The 16,863-nt window shown below is 52.9% G+C and carries 22 protein-coding genes and 7 pseudogenes; 13 read left to right on the forward strand and 16 right to left on the reverse strand.

Annotated elements, in window-relative coordinates; genetic code table 11:
- Positions 1–111 precede the first annotated feature (111 nt).
- From ACD630_RS04100 to ACD630_RS04145, 10 genes are all read right to left on the reverse strand, one after another.
- A complete protein-coding gene (locus ACD630_RS04100) occupies positions 112–636 on the reverse strand; it encodes a phage major tail tube protein (protein ID WP_430358207.1) in 525 nt (174 codons plus the stop codon).
- Positions 626–775 (reverse strand): hypothetical protein, encoded by a 150-nt coding sequence (locus ACD630_RS04105; RefSeq protein WP_430358208.1) that lies wholly within the window; start codon positions 773–775, stop codon positions 626–628. Before ACD630_RS04105 ends, ACD630_RS04100 begins: the two co-directional genes overlap by 11 nt.
- Positions 772–2,205: a phage tail sheath subtilisin-like domain-containing protein gene (locus ACD630_RS04110; RefSeq protein ID WP_430358209.1), complete on the reverse strand. Its 1,434-nt coding sequence runs from the start codon at positions 2,203–2,205 to the stop codon at positions 772–774. The genes ACD630_RS04105 and ACD630_RS04110 overlap by 4 nt, the downstream gene beginning before the upstream one ends.
- On the reverse strand, positions 2,202–2,492 hold the full coding sequence (locus ACD630_RS04115; protein ID WP_430358210.1) for a hypothetical protein: 291 nt from the start codon (positions 2,490–2,492) through the stop codon (positions 2,202–2,204). Before ACD630_RS04115 ends, ACD630_RS04110 begins: the two co-directional genes overlap by 4 nt.
- Positions 2,493–2,494: 2 nt before the next feature.
- Positions 2,495–2,956, reverse strand: a complete 462-nt coding sequence (locus ACD630_RS04120) for a Gp37 family protein (RefSeq protein WP_430358211.1) — start codon at positions 2,954–2,956, stop codon at positions 2,495–2,497.
- Entirely contained in the window at positions 2,956–3,411 is a 456-nt protein-coding gene (locus ACD630_RS04125; RefSeq protein WP_430358212.1) for a gp436 family protein, read from the reverse strand. Before ACD630_RS04125 ends, ACD630_RS04120 begins: the two co-directional genes overlap by 1 nt.
- On the reverse strand, positions 3,411–3,764 hold the full coding sequence (locus ACD630_RS04130; protein WP_430358213.1) for a capsid cement protein: 354 nt from the start codon (positions 3,762–3,764) through the stop codon (positions 3,411–3,413). The genes ACD630_RS04125 and ACD630_RS04130 overlap by 1 nt, the downstream gene beginning before the upstream one ends.
- 3 nt (positions 3,765–3,767) lie before the next feature.
- Entirely contained in the window at positions 3,768–4,706 is a 939-nt protein-coding gene (locus ACD630_RS04135; RefSeq protein WP_430358214.1) for a hypothetical protein, read from the reverse strand.
- Between the two features lie 9 nt (positions 4,707–4,715).
- Complete coding sequence (locus ACD630_RS04140) at positions 4,716–5,486, reverse strand: hypothetical protein (RefSeq protein WP_430358215.1); 771 nt, start codon at positions 5,484–5,486, stop codon at positions 4,716–4,718.
- A gap of 66 nt (positions 5,487–5,552) precedes the next feature.
- On the reverse strand, positions 5,553–6,380 hold the full coding sequence (locus tag ACD630_RS04145) for an IS630 family transposase (protein WP_430358216.1): 828 nt from the start codon (positions 6,378–6,380) through the stop codon (positions 5,553–5,555).
- Between the two features lie 34 nt (positions 6,381–6,414).
- Between ACD630_RS04145 and ACD630_RS04150 the strand changes: the two are divergent.
- From ACD630_RS04150 to ACD630_RS04160, 3 genes and pseudogenes are all read left to right on the forward strand, one after another.
- Positions 6,415–6,988: pseudogene (locus ACD630_RS04150) on the forward strand (ABC transporter permease subunit); the annotation flags it as partial.
- An 85-nt stretch (positions 6,989–7,073) separates the two neighbouring features.
- Positions 7,074–7,583 (forward strand): annotated as a pseudogene (locus ACD630_RS04155) (amino acid ABC transporter ATP-binding protein); the annotation flags it as partial.
- Positions 7,584–7,867: 284 nt separating this feature from the next.
- Positions 7,868–8,905, forward strand: coding sequence for a L,D-transpeptidase family protein (locus ACD630_RS04160; RefSeq protein WP_430359885.1), 1,038 nt, complete (start codon positions 7,868–7,870; stop codon positions 8,903–8,905).
- A gap of 120 nt (positions 8,906–9,025) precedes the next feature.
- Here ACD630_RS04160 and ACD630_RS04165 read toward each other — a convergent pair.
- A pseudogene (locus ACD630_RS04165) lies at positions 9,026–9,109 on the reverse strand (PLP-dependent transferase); the annotation flags it as partial.
- Between the two features lie 21 nt (positions 9,110–9,130).
- Positions 9,131–9,268 carry a hypothetical protein gene (locus ACD630_RS04170; protein ID WP_430358217.1) on the reverse strand — a complete coding sequence of 46 codons (138 nt, stop codon included), beginning with the start codon at positions 9,266–9,268 and terminating at the stop codon, positions 9,131–9,133.
- Between ACD630_RS04170 and ACD630_RS04175 the strand changes: the two are divergent.
- Positions 9,252–10,055 (forward strand): annotated as a pseudogene (locus tag ACD630_RS04175) (IS256 family transposase); the annotation flags it as partial. The gene ACD630_RS04170 and the pseudogene ACD630_RS04175 overlap by 17 nt on opposite strands.
- On the opposite strand, the gene ACD630_RS04180 reads toward ACD630_RS04175, so the two are convergent.
- Both ACD630_RS04180 and ACD630_RS04185 read right to left on the reverse strand, forming a co-directional pair.
- Entirely contained in the window at positions 10,046–10,327 is a 282-nt protein-coding gene (locus ACD630_RS04180; RefSeq protein WP_430359886.1) for a transposase, read from the reverse strand. The pseudogene ACD630_RS04175 and the gene ACD630_RS04180 sit on opposite strands and share 10 nt — an antisense overlap.
- Entirely contained in the window at positions 10,251–10,616 is a 366-nt protein-coding gene (locus ACD630_RS04185; RefSeq protein WP_430358218.1) for an IS630 transposase-related protein, read from the reverse strand. The genes ACD630_RS04180 and ACD630_RS04185 overlap by 77 nt, the downstream gene beginning before the upstream one ends.
- A 33-nt stretch (positions 10,617–10,649) precedes the next feature.
- Between ACD630_RS04185 and ACD630_RS04190 the strand changes: the two are divergent.
- Positions 10,650–10,922, forward strand: a pseudogene (locus ACD630_RS04190) (ABC transporter permease subunit); the annotation flags it as partial.
- On the opposite strand, the gene hdfR reads toward ACD630_RS04190, so the two are convergent.
- Positions 10,909–11,763 (reverse strand): HTH-type transcriptional regulator HdfR, encoded by an 855-nt coding sequence (gene hdfR, locus ACD630_RS04195; protein WP_430358219.1) that lies wholly within the window; start codon positions 11,761–11,763, stop codon positions 10,909–10,911. The pseudogene ACD630_RS04190 and the gene hdfR overlap by 14 nt on opposite strands.
- Positions 11,764–11,882: 119 nt before the next feature.
- Here hdfR and ACD630_RS04200 point away from each other — a divergent pair, with 119 nt between their 5' ends.
- Entirely contained in the window at positions 11,883–12,221 is a 339-nt protein-coding gene (locus ACD630_RS04200) for a DUF413 domain-containing protein (protein ID WP_196908179.1), read from the forward strand.
- 122 nt (positions 12,222–12,343) lie between these two features.
- Here ACD630_RS04200 and ACD630_RS04205 read toward each other — a convergent pair whose 3' ends face one another.
- A complete protein-coding gene (locus ACD630_RS04205) occupies positions 12,344–12,484 on the reverse strand; it encodes a hypothetical protein (RefSeq protein ID WP_430358220.1) in 141 nt (46 codons plus the stop codon).
- A 13-nt stretch (positions 12,485–12,497) separates the two neighbouring features.
- Here ACD630_RS04205 and ACD630_RS04210 point away from each other — a divergent pair.
- From ACD630_RS04210 to ACD630_RS04240, 7 genes and pseudogenes are all read left to right on the forward strand, one after another.
- Positions 12,498–13,538 (forward strand): annotated as a pseudogene (locus tag ACD630_RS04210) (IS256 family transposase); the annotation flags it as partial.
- Between the two features lie 65 nt (positions 13,539–13,603).
- Positions 13,604–13,972 (forward strand): transposase, encoded by a 369-nt coding sequence (locus ACD630_RS04215; protein WP_430359887.1) that lies wholly within the window; start codon positions 13,604–13,606, stop codon positions 13,970–13,972.
- A 360-nt stretch (positions 13,973–14,332) separates the two neighbouring features.
- A complete protein-coding gene (locus tag ACD630_RS04220; RefSeq protein WP_195314403.1) occupies positions 14,333–14,431 on the forward strand; it encodes an IlvGEDA operon leader peptide in 99 nt (32 codons plus the stop codon).
- Between the two features lie 138 nt (positions 14,432–14,569).
- Positions 14,570–15,128, forward strand: a pseudogene (locus ACD630_RS04225) (thiamine pyrophosphate-binding protein); the annotation flags it as partial.
- Positions 15,129–15,145: 17 nt separating this feature from the next.
- A complete protein-coding gene (locus ACD630_RS04230) occupies positions 15,146–15,274 on the forward strand; it encodes a hypothetical protein (RefSeq protein WP_430360129.1) in 129 nt (42 codons plus the stop codon).
- Entirely contained in the window at positions 15,258–16,184 is a 927-nt protein-coding gene (locus tag ACD630_RS04235) for a branched-chain amino acid transaminase (protein ID WP_430358221.1), read from the forward strand. Before ACD630_RS04230 ends, ACD630_RS04235 begins: the two co-directional genes overlap by 17 nt.
- 159 nt (positions 16,185–16,343) lie before the next feature.
- Positions 16,344–16,709: an IS630 transposase-related protein gene (locus ACD630_RS04240; RefSeq protein ID WP_430358222.1), complete on the forward strand. Its 366-nt coding sequence runs from the start codon at positions 16,344–16,346 to the stop codon at positions 16,707–16,709.
- Positions 16,710–16,863: the final 154 nt, after the last annotated feature.

A 16,863-nucleotide genomic window follows, 5' to 3' on the forward strand; every position in this document is an offset into this window, starting at 1 on the left:
TGTCCCCTGGCGCGGTCAGGGTCTTTTAAACACCATTAAGAATGGTGGGATCACTTTTCGATCGTCGTTGACAATAGCGGCGTGGTAACACCGCTGAAAAGGGATGAGCCGCTAACCACCAATATTAGCCCAGTAGTCTGTCAGCATATCCACCTCGCCGACGCGAAAAATATTCGCCATGTAGTCCAGCTCCAGTAATTCTTCGCCATCCAGTACCTGCTTGATATAGGTGCAGGTAAAGGCGCTGCTTAAATCCGGATCTTCATGCTGTTTGAAGGTGCCCAGCGGGTTCTTTTTAAACATCACCGTCATATAGGTCACCATCGGCACTTCATTGAACCGACCCTGGCTGGCAAACTGCTGGACACTGCAGCGGCACTGCAGCTGATAGGTGCTAAACGGGTTGGCAACCAGCCGGGCGACATCGGCGTAAAAACTGTTCCACCTGATTTCCCCCTCCAGTTTGTCAAAACCGTAGGGCAACTCTATCTTGCCCACCAGACCGAGCGCCTTGCGCTCCTGCATGATGGCCTGTATCTCCGGGCACTTCACCTCTTCGGCTCGCCCCAGCAGATTATTGCCATTAACGTAAATATTGGCATTGCTAATGGCGTTAAGCTGAATTTTACCGGTCATACGCATTCTCCTCGATAACATTAATGCCGCTGACAGCACAGGTCCGCGCATCGCCGCTGTTTTCCTTTATCGCACGCCCGCTTATCACCGCCACCCGGTAGCGCTGACGCAATACCGGGTGTCCACCTCTCCTTATCATGATGCGCTTCCTTTCAGGTTAGCCAGAAACTCGGCGGTAATTTCGGTTTCATAGGTCAGGCGCTCCATCGGCGGGGGTGGAGTATAGGCATAGTTCAGCAACAGATGCCCGGCAGACAACTCCTCTTCTTCATTACGCGCCTTGTCATACCAGCAGCGAAAGCCAAGCAGCGCACCATCGCCTATCAGCTTGCGTCCGTAGGCATTGACCGACTCGCACAGGGCATCAATCAATGCCTGATCCATGGGCCTGTCCAGATATTGCAGACTGAAAAAGCGCAGCGCCTCGTCGAGCATATCGCCGGTGCGCCGCACGTTTTCAAAGTTCTTCATATGGGTGACCGTCGGAAACGCCGCCGTGCGGTTGCCCCATAGCCGCAGACCGGTACCAAAACCGTTAAATACCGTGGTGATGCCGTTTTCATTGAGCTGGTTAACTTCACTTTGGGCATCCCCGAGCTTTGCCGACAGCGCCCGCTCCATGCCAACAATCCCGGCAATCTCCTGATTGGAAGACGACCACCAGAACCCTTTTTCCAGGTCGACTTTCGCCCGCAATCCGGCAGTCCGCTGCGAGAGCGGCTCCAGGCGATTTTTGTTGCTGGCCTTGTCATAGACCAAGGCATGCGGATAGCACAGACGAACACGCTCGGAGGCGGTGTTGAAGTTGATGGTGCCAGACGATCCGCGACCGGCGATAGCCTGCGCAAAGGTGGTGCCAATCGGCGCATCCACATAGGCGATGGCCTTGAGCCTGTCGGCATAGGCCGCCAGCTCGGTGGTGGCCGAGGTCTGGGTACAATAGACTGGTGCAATCAAAATTTTGGCATCATAGCCCAGCAGATTATAAACATCGTCGAGTACCTTGATGCCGCTCCGTCGTCCGGCGGTATCGATACTGCCCAGAATATCTGCCGCCGTGACCTGACCGGTATCCAGATGATCGTAGCTGGCGATACAGGCTTCGCCTGCCGGGATAGCGCCGTTGGCTTGCCGTGTTAGCGTACCGCTCACCGGCTCAAGCCGATAATCCGTCTCTCGCCGATACGTAGTTTGGCTATCAGCACTTTTCAATACCAGTGCGCTCACGTACCCATAGCGAAGGTGGGCACGTTGATGCTGTGCATCAAATTTCAGCTCGCTTTCATCCACGTGCTGGGTGTGCCGTGTTGGATCCAGTACGTTGATAACCACCACCGTACCTGCCCCATGATCGTAAATCGCCCCCAGCGCCTGCGGTATCGTAAAACCGTCGATTTCCGGGCCAAACTGGGCGGCGTCCTTTTCTGACAGGCATTGTATCGGTTGATTCACCGCGCCCGTCGGGGCGGTGCCCATCAGTCCTATCACTGATGATTTGACGGCACGTACCGGACGGGGGCCGCGCTCGACCTCAATGGTTTCCGGGCCGTGTACATAGGGATCGCTCATGCTTTTTCTCCCTCCGTGCCCGGGCTGTCTGTTTTACGCTCGCCCGTCTTCTCTGGCGGCGAGGGGGTATTGGCGGGGCGGGATTTCACCGGACGCGCCGCCGGTTCAAGGTAGACCGGTTGCGCATCCAGGCGCGTCAGATAGCCGAGGCACACCAGTGTCTGGGTGTACTCATGATCTTCCGGCATTTTCACTTCCCGCCCCGGCCAGAGCAGGACTTCCTGCAGCACCTCGCCGGTACGCAGGGTGACGCCACTGGGTGGGCCGTCATAACGAAACAGGGCCATCTTTATTGCTCCTCAGGGTTTATCTGGGTTAACGGGGGATTGTCTTCGGGGCTGTCGTTCTGGATAAAGACCGTCACGGTCTCAACAGTGAGCGCGTATTGCCACAGCCCCTCGATCTGCCCCAAAAAGACCTCCTCGACCAGCCAGATATCACGCTGGCAGTCGGGTGGACGCCAGCCGCCCAGACACTGGCGCACCTGGTCAAGCACCGCCACCGCGCCGTCTTTGCCGTTAAGCTGCCTCACCACCACCGTGGCGGTCAGTCTGACGGTCTGAGGCTGAATAACCACGCCGATATCCTGCGTCTGGCCAAAGCGGGATTTGCCGTAGCTGACCAGCACCGCCCCGTGCGGATGATTCAGGCGGAACTGCTCAGGCCGTTCGGGGAAAAAATCCACATGCAGCCCCGGCAGCTGAAGGCGCAGTCGTTCAACCACCGCGCTCAGTAGGGTACGGGTATCCATCAGTAGCGCTCCAACAGGCCATCAGAGCCACCGAACTGCCGTTCCCGGCTGCGGACACGGTATTCCCCCGGCTCGGGCATATCCTTCTGTGTTGCCTGAATGCCCAGCGTCAGCTTGCCGTCGCGCAGCGCCACCAGGGTTTTCTCGGTAGCGCGGTAGCTTTCCTTGACCGCGTCCGGCAAGTCACCCTCAGGACTGCGGCGATAGAGGGCATGGCACACCAGATTCAGCGCCAAATCCTTAAGGACAGTAGGTAACTGCGTCAGCGGCAGGGTATAGCGCCCGCGCAGATGCGCATCAATCAGCTCGACCGCATACCGGATAGCCTCATTAACCACCGTTTCATTAACCACATCCGGTAGCGCCTGGCCTATCACCATCCCGTCCTGCGTCAGCTCAATCAGCGTCTGGCGGGGAATGACCGCCGCCACCTCATCAGGTGTGCAGTAATCCATCAGATACCTCGCACCATGCGGATAAGCTGACCTTCGGCAGTGGCCGCATCCAGCGCCGCCCCGACCGTCGAGGCCGGTAATGCGCCTTTTTCCAAAGCAGACTCCGGGATAACCCGACCCTGGTCATCGGATTTCAGTAACTCGCCGACACTGATGGCACTACCGGCCTCGACCGCCATAATGCCCAGGACATTGACCGGCACGGCATCGCCTTTTTTGCCTGCGATGTCAGCCACACCGAGTTCGGTACCGCTGCCTTTGAAAACCTTGCCAGATAACCCGACCAGTCGGTGCTGGGTTAACGCCTCGGCGGCAATCATTGTGGTGGTCAGTACCACCTGTTGGGTCACCATGACTCAGGCTCCTTTTACGTTGGTGATAAGATAACCGGCATCACTGCCTACCACTGCCACCTTGTAGATATCGGTGTAACGCACGTTCACCACCTTGCCGCCGACACTGTCGAACTTGTCGACCATCGGCATACCCTGACGGCGGAAGGTGTAACCGAACGACGGCTCGTGTTCATCGGCGCTGTCGCCGCTGGTCTGTGGCCCGGACACGTAATGCAGCATCACGTTGTCCTTCCACAGGTCGGAGACCTTTTTGCCGTCCTCGGCGATCGCCCGTGGCGCGCCGACCAGCACCTTGTCCACCTGGAACAGGTCCTTGAGGATCTCCTCGGTGATGCGCTTGCGCTCATTGGCACCGATGGCAGCCTGCAGCGCCGGGTGGAACCGCAGCAGGGCCATCACGGATGCACCAAGGGTGATCACGTTCGGACGCAGGCCGATGTTCTGGCGAACAACTTCCATGCCACCTTCAATATCCTTGAGGGGGTTGCTGTCCCTGGCTCCCCAACCGGTAGCGGCGGTGAGTTTTTTGACGGCATCCGCCGGGTAGATATTGATGCTCTGCGCCAATTCGGCGGCATACACCTCACGGCGCAGCTCAATGCCATTGGTGGCGCGGCGTGCGGCCTTGGCTTCCTCGTTGAACATCGACTCCGCCCGTTCCCGGTAATCTACGGGAGCGGCCAAATCATGTTCATCCAGCACGATATCCATCGCGTCCTGCTTTTCGCGGATCATGATATTGCTGTCGGCCCCCACGGCGCGCTGGGTTTCATACACCGCGAACACCCCTTTACCAAAGGTCGGCACTTTCGCCCCTTCCTTTTCCATATGGACCACTGGGAACAACTGCTCGCCGATAAAGGACGCGTTCCTGTAACCGCGCCCCACGGTGGTCAGTACCGGGTCAACGACGCGCTTCCCCTTGAGATAATCAGACATACTTTCTCCTTACAGGCAGCGCTTGACCGCCGCTTCATAGCTAATGTTTTCAGACGTCGCCAGGGCCTGCGCTTTCTGGTGCAGGGCCAGTTTGACGGGATCGGCATCGGCAAACTCCACCGACTGCCCCAACGGGTTACCGCGTACCTTGGTCGCCACCTCGCTGAAACTGACCAGCAGCGGGGAGGTTTTCAGCACGTTTCGGAACGCCTCGCCCAGTGGCTGGGTGAGACTACCTTCGCTGAAGGCCACTGGCTGGTCGCCACGTTCAACCGCATCCAGCAGCGCCACCACCACATTTTTGGCGGCAGGAGTCAGACGCCCTTCGCTGACCAGACCATCGGCAAAGGCGGCATTCATTTCATGGCGCTGACGTTGTTGGGCCTGACTGTCGGCCTGACGACGTGCCTCAAGTTGACGCTTCAGTTCAGCGTTCTCCTGCGCCAGGCGCAGGGTTTCTTTCTCATCCACGGTGTTGTCCTCAGTGTTGGGTGGAAGGATCGCTGCCGGAGCAGCAGTGGAAAATTCGGTAAACGCGGGGCGTGATGCAGACTCAATCTGGGCAGCGTCCCGCAGTGCGTCGATTTGCCAGCCGGGGATGACCTCGTCGGCAGCTTCACGACCAAATTTCTCGATAAAGAAGTCACGCAGTCGGGCGAACATTGACGCACTGGTGGTCAACCCCCAGTCGGCAAATTCGACCACGCCCTCTTCTGCCTTGGCAAATGAGGCGGTTTTGAGGCCCTTGATAGCGGGCGGCTGTGCACCCAGGAATCCCACATGGCGCAGATAATAGATGCCGGGTTTCGGGTTACTGGGGGAATCAGGGGTGTATAGCCAAGCGACTTAATTTTGATTACACCATATGGACTGAGAACAAAATCTCTGTATCGCAACCACCTCTCTTTTTTTGCTTTTTGCTTGTGCCCATTTATGCTCAATGGGGTTAAGATCTGGCGAATATGTAGGCAAATACTCCAGCATGTACCCTGCATCGATGATGACTTGTTGAATATTATGTTTTTTGTGAAAAGTTGCATTGTCCATCACGATTACACTGTTTTTAGGGAGTACTGGGATAAGGACTTGTGTGACCCAGGAATAGAAAACATCGCTGTTAATATTGATATCAAATAATCCGATAGCAAACAGCGTTGTGCCTAATAACGCGCCGATAACATTTGTTCTTCCTTTGGCTCCCCAGTTCTTCAGGCCAAAACACCGTTGATCTTTTTGGGAATAGCCGTGAGTCCATGGGGTATCGTGTGGAAAACCAATTTCATCAATAAAAACAATAGGTTTACCTTCTTTTTCATACTGTTGTTTTTTTTGAAATGCTTGCCGGGCGCTTTCGTCGGCTTTCGGATGACATAGAGTTTTTTTATAGGTCAATCCCAGCTTTTTAAGAGCGTGCCAAATGGCCTTCTGACAAACACCAAAACGCTCTGCACGTTCTTTTTGGTAAGCATCTGGATATGGTTCAACATCTTTTATCAACTCGGATTTATCGCTCTTTCGCTGACGCGTGGTCGATGCTTTTGACGCTATTTGATTAATCCAACGCGATACAGAGGCAGGGCCAATCCGAAATTGCTTCGCTGTTTCTCGGATACTCAACCCTTCTTCTTCCCGTGTAGATATCACTTTACCTCTAAAATCAATTGAATAGCTCATTTAAATAATGTAATCAGAATTAAGTCGTTTAGCTATAATCACGACGCTTACGGCCGCTATTGCCGGTCTGGCACTGAATGAAGCTGCCTATATGGCGGAAATCATTCGTGGCGTCCTGCTTTATGTCGATCACTGTCAGGTAGAAACCGCGCAGGCATTCGGCATGAGCCGCAGCCGTGCGTTACGCCGCATCATCATTCCGCAGGCGATGCGCGCTATCGTTCCCCCTACCGGTACCAGTTAATTAGCATGATCAAAGCGACGTCGCTGGTCAGCGTCATCGCAATGGGCGATCTGCTTTATTCGGTACAAGCCATTTATAACAGTACCTTTGCTGTGATCCCGATGTTGTGATGGTGGCGGTGATGTGGTATAGCCAAGCGACATTATTTTGATAACAATTAGCTGTATTTTTTTCCACATATCAGGGCATTGGCTGTAATCATTTTTAAGTCGGTTGGCTATATCTGTTTATTACCTCGCTGCTGAATATTGGGCAATCGGCCATCGAACGCTATTACTCCCGAGGTGAGCGCCTCCCAGCATCGGAAACCCGCCGATTGCCCCCGGCAAAAGCCAATGTGTCTGGCAAAGAGGAACCTCAATGAGCAAGCCGCATTGCGCAGCGACAACATCCCGTGAGCAAACGCCGCTGGTACGCGCGCGCAACGTCCACAAATATAGCCAAGCGACATTGCCCGCCAACGTAGTCACATCGGCATGGTGTTCCAACAGTTCAACCTCTATCCCCATATGACCGTGTTGCAGAACATCGTTGAAGCGCCGGCCGGTGTGCATAAGCAGGATCGCCAGGAAGCACAGACCTATGCTATGGCCCTGCTAAAACGCGTTGGGCTGGAACACAAAGCGGATGCCTATCCGCGCCATCTGTCCGGTGGGCAGCAGCAGCGTGTCGCCATTGCGCGTGCGCTGGCTATTCGCCCCACCGTGATGCTGTTTGACGAACCCACCTCGGCACTCGATCCCGGGCTGATCGGAGAAGTGCTGGCAACGATGCGATCGCTGGCAGAGCAAGGCTTGACCATTATCGTCGTCACCCATGAGATCAGTTTTGCCCGCAAAGCAGCCGATCGGGTGATCTTTCTTGATGAAGGCGTAGTGGTTGAGCAAGGTCGCCCGGATGATGTGCTGGTTACACCGCAACATCCGCGCACCCAGGCCTTCCTGAGCCGCTTTATCTAACGCCTGTCGTCCTCGACCCTCAGGCAGAAAGAATGTGTTTCGCCTGCAGGAGATTCCCGTCTGCGCGGGAATGACAAAAAAAGGCGGGAGTGACATCACGAAGATCTCAATGACCGCCATTCCCCCATTTTTTGCCTCCCAGAGGCAAAAAATGTGATTCATTGCACATGCCATTTCCCTCCGGGGGCGTTCTGACCATATAATGCGCATCCGGGCGGTTCAACCGCTAACAACAACTGACATCACAGCCCTTCGGGCATCACACACTCAATAAAGATATGAAGATGAGTATTCGCGCGATCTTAACCACCCTTCTGGCCGCTGCTGCTTTCAGTCAATCAGCATTTGCCGTTGTTTATCCGCTGCCGCCGGCCAACAGCCGTCTGATCGGGGAAAACCTGGAAATTAACGTTCCAACCGACAGCACGCTGCCGTTGGAAGCCTTTGCTGCCCAATACCAAATGGGCCTGAGCAACCTGATGGAAGCGAACCCGAATGCGGATGTCTACCTGCCGCAACCGGGCAGCAAAATGATTATTCCGCAGCAGTTGATCCTGCCAGATGCGCCGCGCGAAGGCATCGTTATCAACAGCGCCGAAATGCGCCTGTACTACTACCCGAAAGGCAGCAAAACTGTCATCGTATTGCCTATCGGCATCGGTGAACTGGGTAAAGATACGCCGCTCAGCTGGACCACCAGCGTACAGCGTAAAAAAGCGGGTCCAACCTGGACGCCAACCGCCAAAATGCACGCTGAATATGCAGCACGCGGCGAATATCTGCCAAAAGTCTATCCGGCAGGTCCGGATAACCCGATGGGGCTGTATGCGCTCTACATCGGCAACTTGTATGCGATTCATGGCACCAACGCCAACTTCGGTATCGGTCTGCGAGTGAGCCACGGTTGCGTGCGTCTGCGCGCTGACGACATCAAATTCCTGTTCAACAACGTGCCAGTTGGCACCCGCGTTCAGTTTATCAATGAGCCGGTAAAAGCCACCGTTGAGCCAGACGGTTCCCGGTACGTTGAAGTGCACGATCCGCTGTCTCGTACCGTAGAAGAGTTCCACTCCGACTCGCCGGCCCCGATCAGCATCACCACCAAAGTTAGCAAAGTGATTGCTGACGCGAGCGTGAACACCAGCGATGTGGATAGCGCCATCAGAACGCGTTCCGGCATGCCGAACAAGATCAACGGTGCGCAGGAACCTGCACAACCTTTAGAAACACTGGCACCGCAAGACGCGCCGGTTGCCGTACCGGATGAAGTTCAGCAGCCGGTTGAAACAACTGCACCGCAAACGGATGTCAACCGCTCCTGATTGCCGCAGTTGCCTGCCTATATTCCCCGGCATCCGCCGGGGAATTTATCGAGCATCCCTGCTCCCCCCCCTTTCTGCAACGCCCTGTTATGCTCCACGCTGTGAAGCCTCAAGCGCCTGCTACACATCCGCAATAATATCGTCAATGTGCTCAATCCCGACGGAGATACGCACCAGATCTTCACTCACCCCCGCGCGTACCATAATTAAACGACTTAATTTTGATTACACCATATGGACTGAGAACAAAATCTCTGTATAGCCAAGCGACATTATTTTGATAACAATTAGCTGTATTTTTTCCCACATATCAGGGCATTGGGTGTAATCATTTTTAAGTCGGTTGGCTATATCGAAGGTCACCGATGCCGTTATGGAGCAGGTTGTTGAATGGCAAAATCGTCCCTTGGATGCGGTTTATCCCATTGTTTATCTTGACTGTATCGTTCTGAAAGTCTGGCAGGACAGCCGCGTTATCAATAAGTCTGTGTTCCTGGCGCTGGGTATCAATATCGAAGGCCAGAAAGAGCTACTGGGGATGTGGCTGGCCGAAAATGAAGGCGCAAAGTTCTGGCTGAACGTGCTGACAGAACTGAAAAACCGTGCCCTGACCGACATCCTTATTGCCTGTGTGGATGGCCTGAAAGGGTTCCCGGATGCCATCAACACGGTCTACCCGGAAGCCCGCATCCAGTTGTGCATCGTGCACATGGTGCGCAACAGTCTGCGCTTCGTTGCCTGGAAGGACTATAAGGCGGTAACACGCGACCTCAAAGCAGTGTATCAGGCTCCAACCGAAGAGGCCGCGCTTCAGGCGCTGGAGACGTTCGGTGGGACATGGGATCACCGCTATCCGCAGATAAGCCGGAGCTGGCAGTCAAACTGGGCCAACCTGTCGACATTCTTCTCGTACCCGCAGGAACTTCGCAAGGTAATCTACACGACGAACGCTATAGAATCACTGAACAGCGTGCTCCGGCATGCAATCAAGAAACGCAAGGTGTTCCCGACTGATGACTCGGTGAAGAAGGTCGTATGGCTGGCAATCCAGGCAGCATCACAGAAATGGACGATGCCCTTACAGGACTGGCGTATGGCAATGAGTCGCTTTATTATCGAGTTCGGTGACCGCCTTGACGGTCACTTCTGAGGAAAGGCATTTACACAAAATCTTAAACAGGCTCGCGTTGTGCCTAATAAAGCGCCGATAACATTTGTTCTTCCCTTGGCTCCCCAGTTCTTCAGGCCAAAACACCGTTGACCTTTTGGGGAATAGCCGTGAGTCCGTGGGGTATCGTGTGGAAAACCACTTTCATCAATAAAAACAATAGGTTTGCCTTCTTTTTCATACTGTTGTATTTTTTGTTGAAATGCTTTCCGGGCGCTTTCGTCGGCTTTCGGATGAGGTAGAGTTTTTTTTATAGGTGAATCCCAGCTTCTTAAGAGCGTGCCAAATGGCCTTCTGACAAACGCCAAAACGCTCTGCACGTTCTTTTTGGTAAGTATCTGGATATGGTTCAACATCTTTTATCAACTCGGATTTATTGAGCTTTCGCTGACGCGTGGTCGATGCTTTTGACGCTATTTGATTAATCCAACGCGATACAGAGGCAGGGCCAATCCGAAATTGCTTCGCTGTTTCTCGGATACTCAACCCTTCTTCTTCCCGTGTAGATATCACTTTACCTCTAAAATCAATTGAATAGCTCATTTAAATAATGTAATCAAAATTAAGTCGTTTAGCTATACCTCCGCGGGTTACGCGCTAGCTGCGAGCGGCGTGGAGTTGGATGCGATTGCGGCAGTGGTGATTGGCGGTATGCTCCTGACCGGCGGCGTCGGCACGGTACTGGGCACCTTCTTTGGGGTGCTGATTCAAGGTCTGATTCAAACCTATATCACCTTTGATGGCACGCTCAGCTCTTGGTGGACCAAGATAGTGATTGGCATCCTGCTGTTTGCCTTTATCGTCTTGCAGAAAGGGCTTAGTACATTTTTGGTCGCTAAACGCGCCTGACGGCGCTACGCGGCTCACAACATATCGGCAATAGGTTTTTTTTAAGCAGTTGACGGATTAACGCCTGCTGGTCGCTGTTTTGCAGCCAAACGGCATACAGCGGGCGGATCACCGGTGGCGTATTTTGCTGTATGTAAAGCAATGGGTACGTTTTTTCCCAATGGCGCGGCAGAAAGGCACAACCGCCGGTGGTCAGCAGCAGCTGGCGCGTCAGGTGTGCTGAGGTGGTGGTCAGGATAGGAAGCTGTTCGTTACTCAATAATCGCCCTTCATGTTGATGAAAATCCGCGCCCCATTCCAGTTTGATAAAAGGTCGTTCGGTCTGCTCCTCATCCTGTGTGGCGAACAACGCCAGAGAGAAGTTTCCTAACAAATGGCTGGTTAACTCTTCCATTTTGGGCTGCTCGGTGGTGATCAGCAGGTCCAAACGCCGCTCGTGCAGCTGTTGCACCAGAGAGTGACGTTGTGCAATGCGCGCTTCAAGCTGAAGCAGCGGGCGCTGCTGATATAACGTTTGTAGCCAAGGTGTCAGGTAGGCTTCCCACAGCGATGCCGTCGCACCAATCGACAGCAACTGGTGCTGCTGCGAACGCGCGACCTCTTTTTTAGCCAGTTGCCAAGTGCCCATCAGACTCTCTGCGTAGGGCAACAACCGCTCGCCCGCCGGTGTCAGGCGAATATTATTGCGATGGCGAGTGAACAAATTTTCACCAAGTTGATTTTCTAATTGGCGAATACGAAAGCTGACCGCCGATTGGGTCAGATAGAGCGATTCTGCGGCGCGCCCAAAATGCCGGGTTCTGCTGACTTCCAGGAAGGTTTTCAGTAATTCGGTATCCACGCCTATCTCCAAAAAAATTTGTCGTGATGATTTAAATGTTTTGTTTTACAGAATGTCAAGCCTATCTAATACTCCGCGCCATAAACAGCACGACCATAAAAGAATTAGGAGCGTGTAAGATGGCGGAAAGCTTCTCTACAACGAATCGTTTTTTTGATAATAAATCCTATCCACGCGGCTTCTCTCGTCACGGTGACTTCACCATCAAAGAAGCCCAGATGCTGGAGCGTTATGGCTATGCCCTGAATGAGCTTGACTTGGGTAAACGCCAACCGGTGACCGAGGAAGAGATTCAATTCGTTGCTATGTGCCGCGGTGAACGCGATGCATCCACCGACATGGAAAAAACCTGGGCCAAATATGTTGCACGTATTCGTCGCCCGAAGCGTTTCCACACGCTGTCCGGCGGTAAGCCGCAGATGGATGCGGTGGAAGAATACACGGATAGCGACGATTAAGTTTTTCACTCGCGGGGCCAGTGGCCCCGTTTTTTATGTGTGCCGGGCATGCCCGACAGCTTGGGGGTGAAAGTCCCCTGTACAGCCTGATGGTGGCGAAGGACTAGCGAAGTGCAAGGGCGTCATCGCGAGGTGGGGTCTGAAGGAAGCGTGGAGCAAAGCCATGACCTGACGAACAGAAACCTGATATAGCCAAGCGACATTATTTTGATAACAATTAGCTGTATTTTTTTGCCACATATCAGGGCATTGGCTGTAATCATTTTTAAGTCGGTTGGCTATAACACGCGCAATGGCTACTCCACAAAGAGTGTTACCACCGGCGATGGTCCGCTGGAACTGCGTACACCACGCGATCGTGATGCTTCCTTTGAACCGCAGCTGATGAAGAAGAACCAGACCCGGATCTCCGGGATGGATAACCAGATTTTATCGTTGTATGCCAAAGGGATGACCACCCGCGAAATTGCCGCTGCGTTCAAAGAACTGTATGACGCGGATGTCTCACCCGCCCTGGTATCGAAGGTCACCGATGCCATTATGGAGCAGGTTGTTGAATGGCAAAATCGCCCCCTGGATGCGGTTTATTCCATTGTTTACCTTGACTGTATCGTTCTGAAAGTCCGGCAGGACAGCCGCGTTATCAATAAGTCTGTGTTCCTGGCACTGGGTATCAATATCGAAGGCCAGAAAGAGCTACTGGGGATGTGGCTGGCCGAAAATGAAGGCGCAAAGTTCTGGCTGAACGTGCTGACAGAACTGAAAAACCGTGGCCTGACCAACATCCTCATTGCCTGTGTGGACGGCCTGAAAGGGTTCCCGGATGCCATCAACACGGTCTACCCGGAAGCCCGCATCCAGTTGTGCATCGTGCACATGGTGCGCAACAGTCTGCGCTTCGTTGTCTGGAAAGACTATAAGGTGGTAACACGCGACCTCAAAGCAGTGTATCAGGCTCCAACCGAAGAGGCCGCGCTTCAGGCGCTGGAGACGTTCGGTGGGACATGGGATCACCACTATCCGCAGATAAGCCGGAGCTGGCAGTCAAACTGGGCCAACCTGTCGACATTCTTCTCGTCCCCCCAGGAACTTCGCAAGGTAATCTACACGACGAACGCCATAGAATCACTGAACAGCGTGCTCCGGCATGCAATCAAGAAACGCAAGGTGTTCCCGACTGATGACTCGGTGAAGAAAGTCGTATGGCTGGCAATCCAGGCGGCATCACAGAAATGGACGATGCCCTTACAGGACTGGCGGATGGCAATGAGTCGCTTTATTATCGAGTTCTGTGACCGCCTTGACGGTCACTTCTGAGGAAAGGCATTTACACAAAATCTTAAACAGGCTCCTATTCCCCAAAAGGTCAACGGTGTTTTGGCCTGAAGAACTGGGGAGCCAAGGGAAGAACAAATGTTATCGGCGCTTTATCAGGCACAACGCTGTTTGCTATCGGATTATTTGATATCAATATTAACAGCGATGTTTTCTATTCCTGGGTCACACAAGTCCTTATTCCAGTACTCCCTAAAAACAGGGTAATCGTGATGGACAATGCAACTTTTCACAAAAAACATAATATTCAACAAGTCATCATCGATGCAGGGTATATGGTGGAGTATTTGCCTACATATTCGCCAGATCTTAACCCCATTGAGCATAAATGGGCACAAGCAAAAAGCAAAAAAAAGAGAAGAGTGGTTGCGATACAGAGATTTTGTTCTCAGTCCATATGGTGTAATCAAAATTAAGTCGCTTTGCTATAACGCTCCCTCCTGTCAATTCCGGCAGCGTGCGCCATCCTGAGCCTAAGCGGCAGTATAAAAACAACGTTATCAGCAACGGCTCGCACAAAGGTGATTGGCATGCAGTACGTTTCCTCTGGAATGGGCGCTGACTTGCAGCTTTGCACGAATCTACGTCGTCGTCGGAGAAAGCTCGAAGAAAAAGCACAATATGAATAATTGTTTATACTATATGATTAATTTGCATTTAACGCAGATTTTTTCATCGGCTTTCGTAGCGTGGTAGAAAAAAATATTGTCAGTGGCGCTAAGTCTGTGATAAATCTGTAGGTATTCGTTCGACTGTGATGACAGAACAAACCATTTATGAAAGCGTTCTCCCTCGTGATTAGCCTAGTCATTATTAGCGTGGTGGTGATTATTAACCCACCGTGCGGGGCGTCGCTGAGACGAAGAATGGCTTAAAAATCAAGCCGTAATTCAAAAAAAACCGCACCGTAAGGTCGGATTTTTTTGTTGGCCGGTAAAAACTACAGAAGGGAGTGGAGTATGTCTTACAGCATAAAATCCTGTTTCTCCCCGGCAGCGTCGTGGAAATAAACTATGAATGGTGCTCAATGGGTGGTGCAAGCGTTGCGGGCGCAAGGTGTCGATACCGTGTTTGGTTATCCGGGTGGCGCGATCATGCCGGTTTACGATGCACTCTACGACGGCGGCGTTGAGCACCTGTTGTGCCGTCATGAACAAGGCGCTGCCATGGCGGCGCTCGGTTATGCCTGCGCGACCGGCAAGGTAGGCGTGTGTATCGCCACCTCAGGCCCCGGTGCCACTAACCTGATCACCGGGTTGGCGGATGTGCTGGAGTCACTGCCGGAGATTATGGCAGAAGCCTTCGCCATCGCCAGCAGCGCTCGTCCCGGCCTGCTGCTGGTGGATATCCCTAAAGACATTCAGCTGGCCACCAGTGAGATTGCCCCGCAGTTTACGCCAGTCGATGATAGCCAGCCGAATTTCCCCGAGCAGGCCATCGAACAAGCGCGTGCCATGATGGCGGCGGTGTGGGTATGGCGCAGGCGGTGCCTGCTCTGTGTGCGTTCATTACTGAGACGGGCATTCCCCCGTCGTTACGCTGAAAGGATTGGGTGCCGTTGATGCCGAGCATTTTCAACCAAAACTGGCATGGAAAAACAGCATGATTACCTATTATTCAACAAAGCCTCGCTTGTGTTGAAATACAACCCCACACATCACAACAAATACGTGCCTGAAGGCATTAGAAAGGATAAAGAGAATGACAAGCAAAGCTGATTATATTTGGTTCAATGGTGAGATGGTGCCGTGGGCGGAAGCTAAAGTACACGTGATGTCCCATGCGCTGCATTATGGTACGTCCGTGTTTGAAGGGGTGCGCTGTTACGATTCCCATAAAGGCCCAGTGGTATTCCGTCACCGTGAACATATGCGCCGCCTGCACGACTCCGCTAAAATTTATCGTATGCCGGTGCAGTGCAGCGTGGATGACCTAATGGAGGCCTGCCGCGCAACGCTACGTAAAAATGATCTGAAAAGTGCCTACATTCGTCCGCTGGTGTTCGTTGGCGACGTTGGCATGGGCGTGAATCCGCCGGAAAGTTACGTCACGGATGTCATCATTGCCGCATTTCCCTGGGGGGCGTATCTGGGTGAAGACGCACTGGCTCAGGGGATTGATGCCATGGTGTCCTCTTGGAACCGTGTGGCCGCCAACACCATTCCAACCACCGCAAAAGCGGGCGGTAACTACCTTTCCTCCCTGTTGGTGGGCAGCGAAGCGCGTCGCCACGGTTATCAGGAAGGGATTGCGTTGGACGTCAATGGTTATGTGTCTGAAGGTGCAGGTGAAAACCTGTTTGAAGTGAAAGATGGCGTGTTGTTCACCCCGCCGTTCACCTCATCAGCGCTGCCGGGTATCACCCGTGACGCCATTATCAAACTGGCGCAGAGCCTAGGGCTGGAAGTGCGTGAGCAGGTGCTGTCGCGTGAGTCGCTCTATCTGGCGGATGAAGTCTTTATGTCCGGTACTGCCGCGGAAATCACCCCGGTGCGCAGCGTGGACGGTATTCAGGTTGGCATTGGTCGTTGTGGCCCAGTCACCAAACAATTACAAAAAGCGTTCTTCGGCCTGTTTACCGGCGAAACCGAAGACAAATGGGGCTGGTTAGATCAGGTTAACCCGTAATCGTAACAAGAAAGATTAATACACCCCTTTCCTTTGTTTCACGAACCCAAGACGCCAGTCGCCGCTGAACGGGAGCAGGAAAGGGGATGAAACACACACTGGAGTAACAGAGTATGCCTAAGTATAGCTAAACGACTTAATTTTGATCACATTATTTAAATGAGCTATTCAATTGATTTTAGACGTAAAGTGATATCTACACGGGAAGAAGAAGGGTTGAGTATCCGGGAAACAGCGAAGCAATTTCGGATTGGCCCTGCCTCTGTATCGCGTTGGATTAATCAAATAGCGTCAAAAGCATCGACCACGCGTCAGCGAAAGCTCAATAAATCCGAGTTGATAAAAGATGTTGAACCATATCCAGATGCTTACCAAAAAGAACGTGCAGAGCGTTTTGGCGTTTGTCAGAAGGCCATTTGGCACGCTCTTAAAAAGCTGGGATTCACCTATAAAAAAAACTCTACCTCATCCGAAAGCCGACGAAAGCGCCCGGCAAGCATTTCAACAAAAAATACAACAGTATGAAAAAGAAGGTAAACCTATTGTTTTTATTGATGAAAGTGGTTTTCCACACGATACCCCACGGACTCACGGCTATTCCCCAAAAGGTCAACGGTGTTTTGGCCTGAAGAACTGGGGAGCCAAGGAGAACAGAGCCTGTTTAAGATTTTGTGTAAAT

This window comes from Symbiopectobacterium sp. RP (assembly GCF_050472005.1).
Classification (GTDB): domain Bacteria; phylum Pseudomonadota; class Gammaproteobacteria; order Enterobacterales; family Enterobacteriaceae; genus Symbiopectobacterium.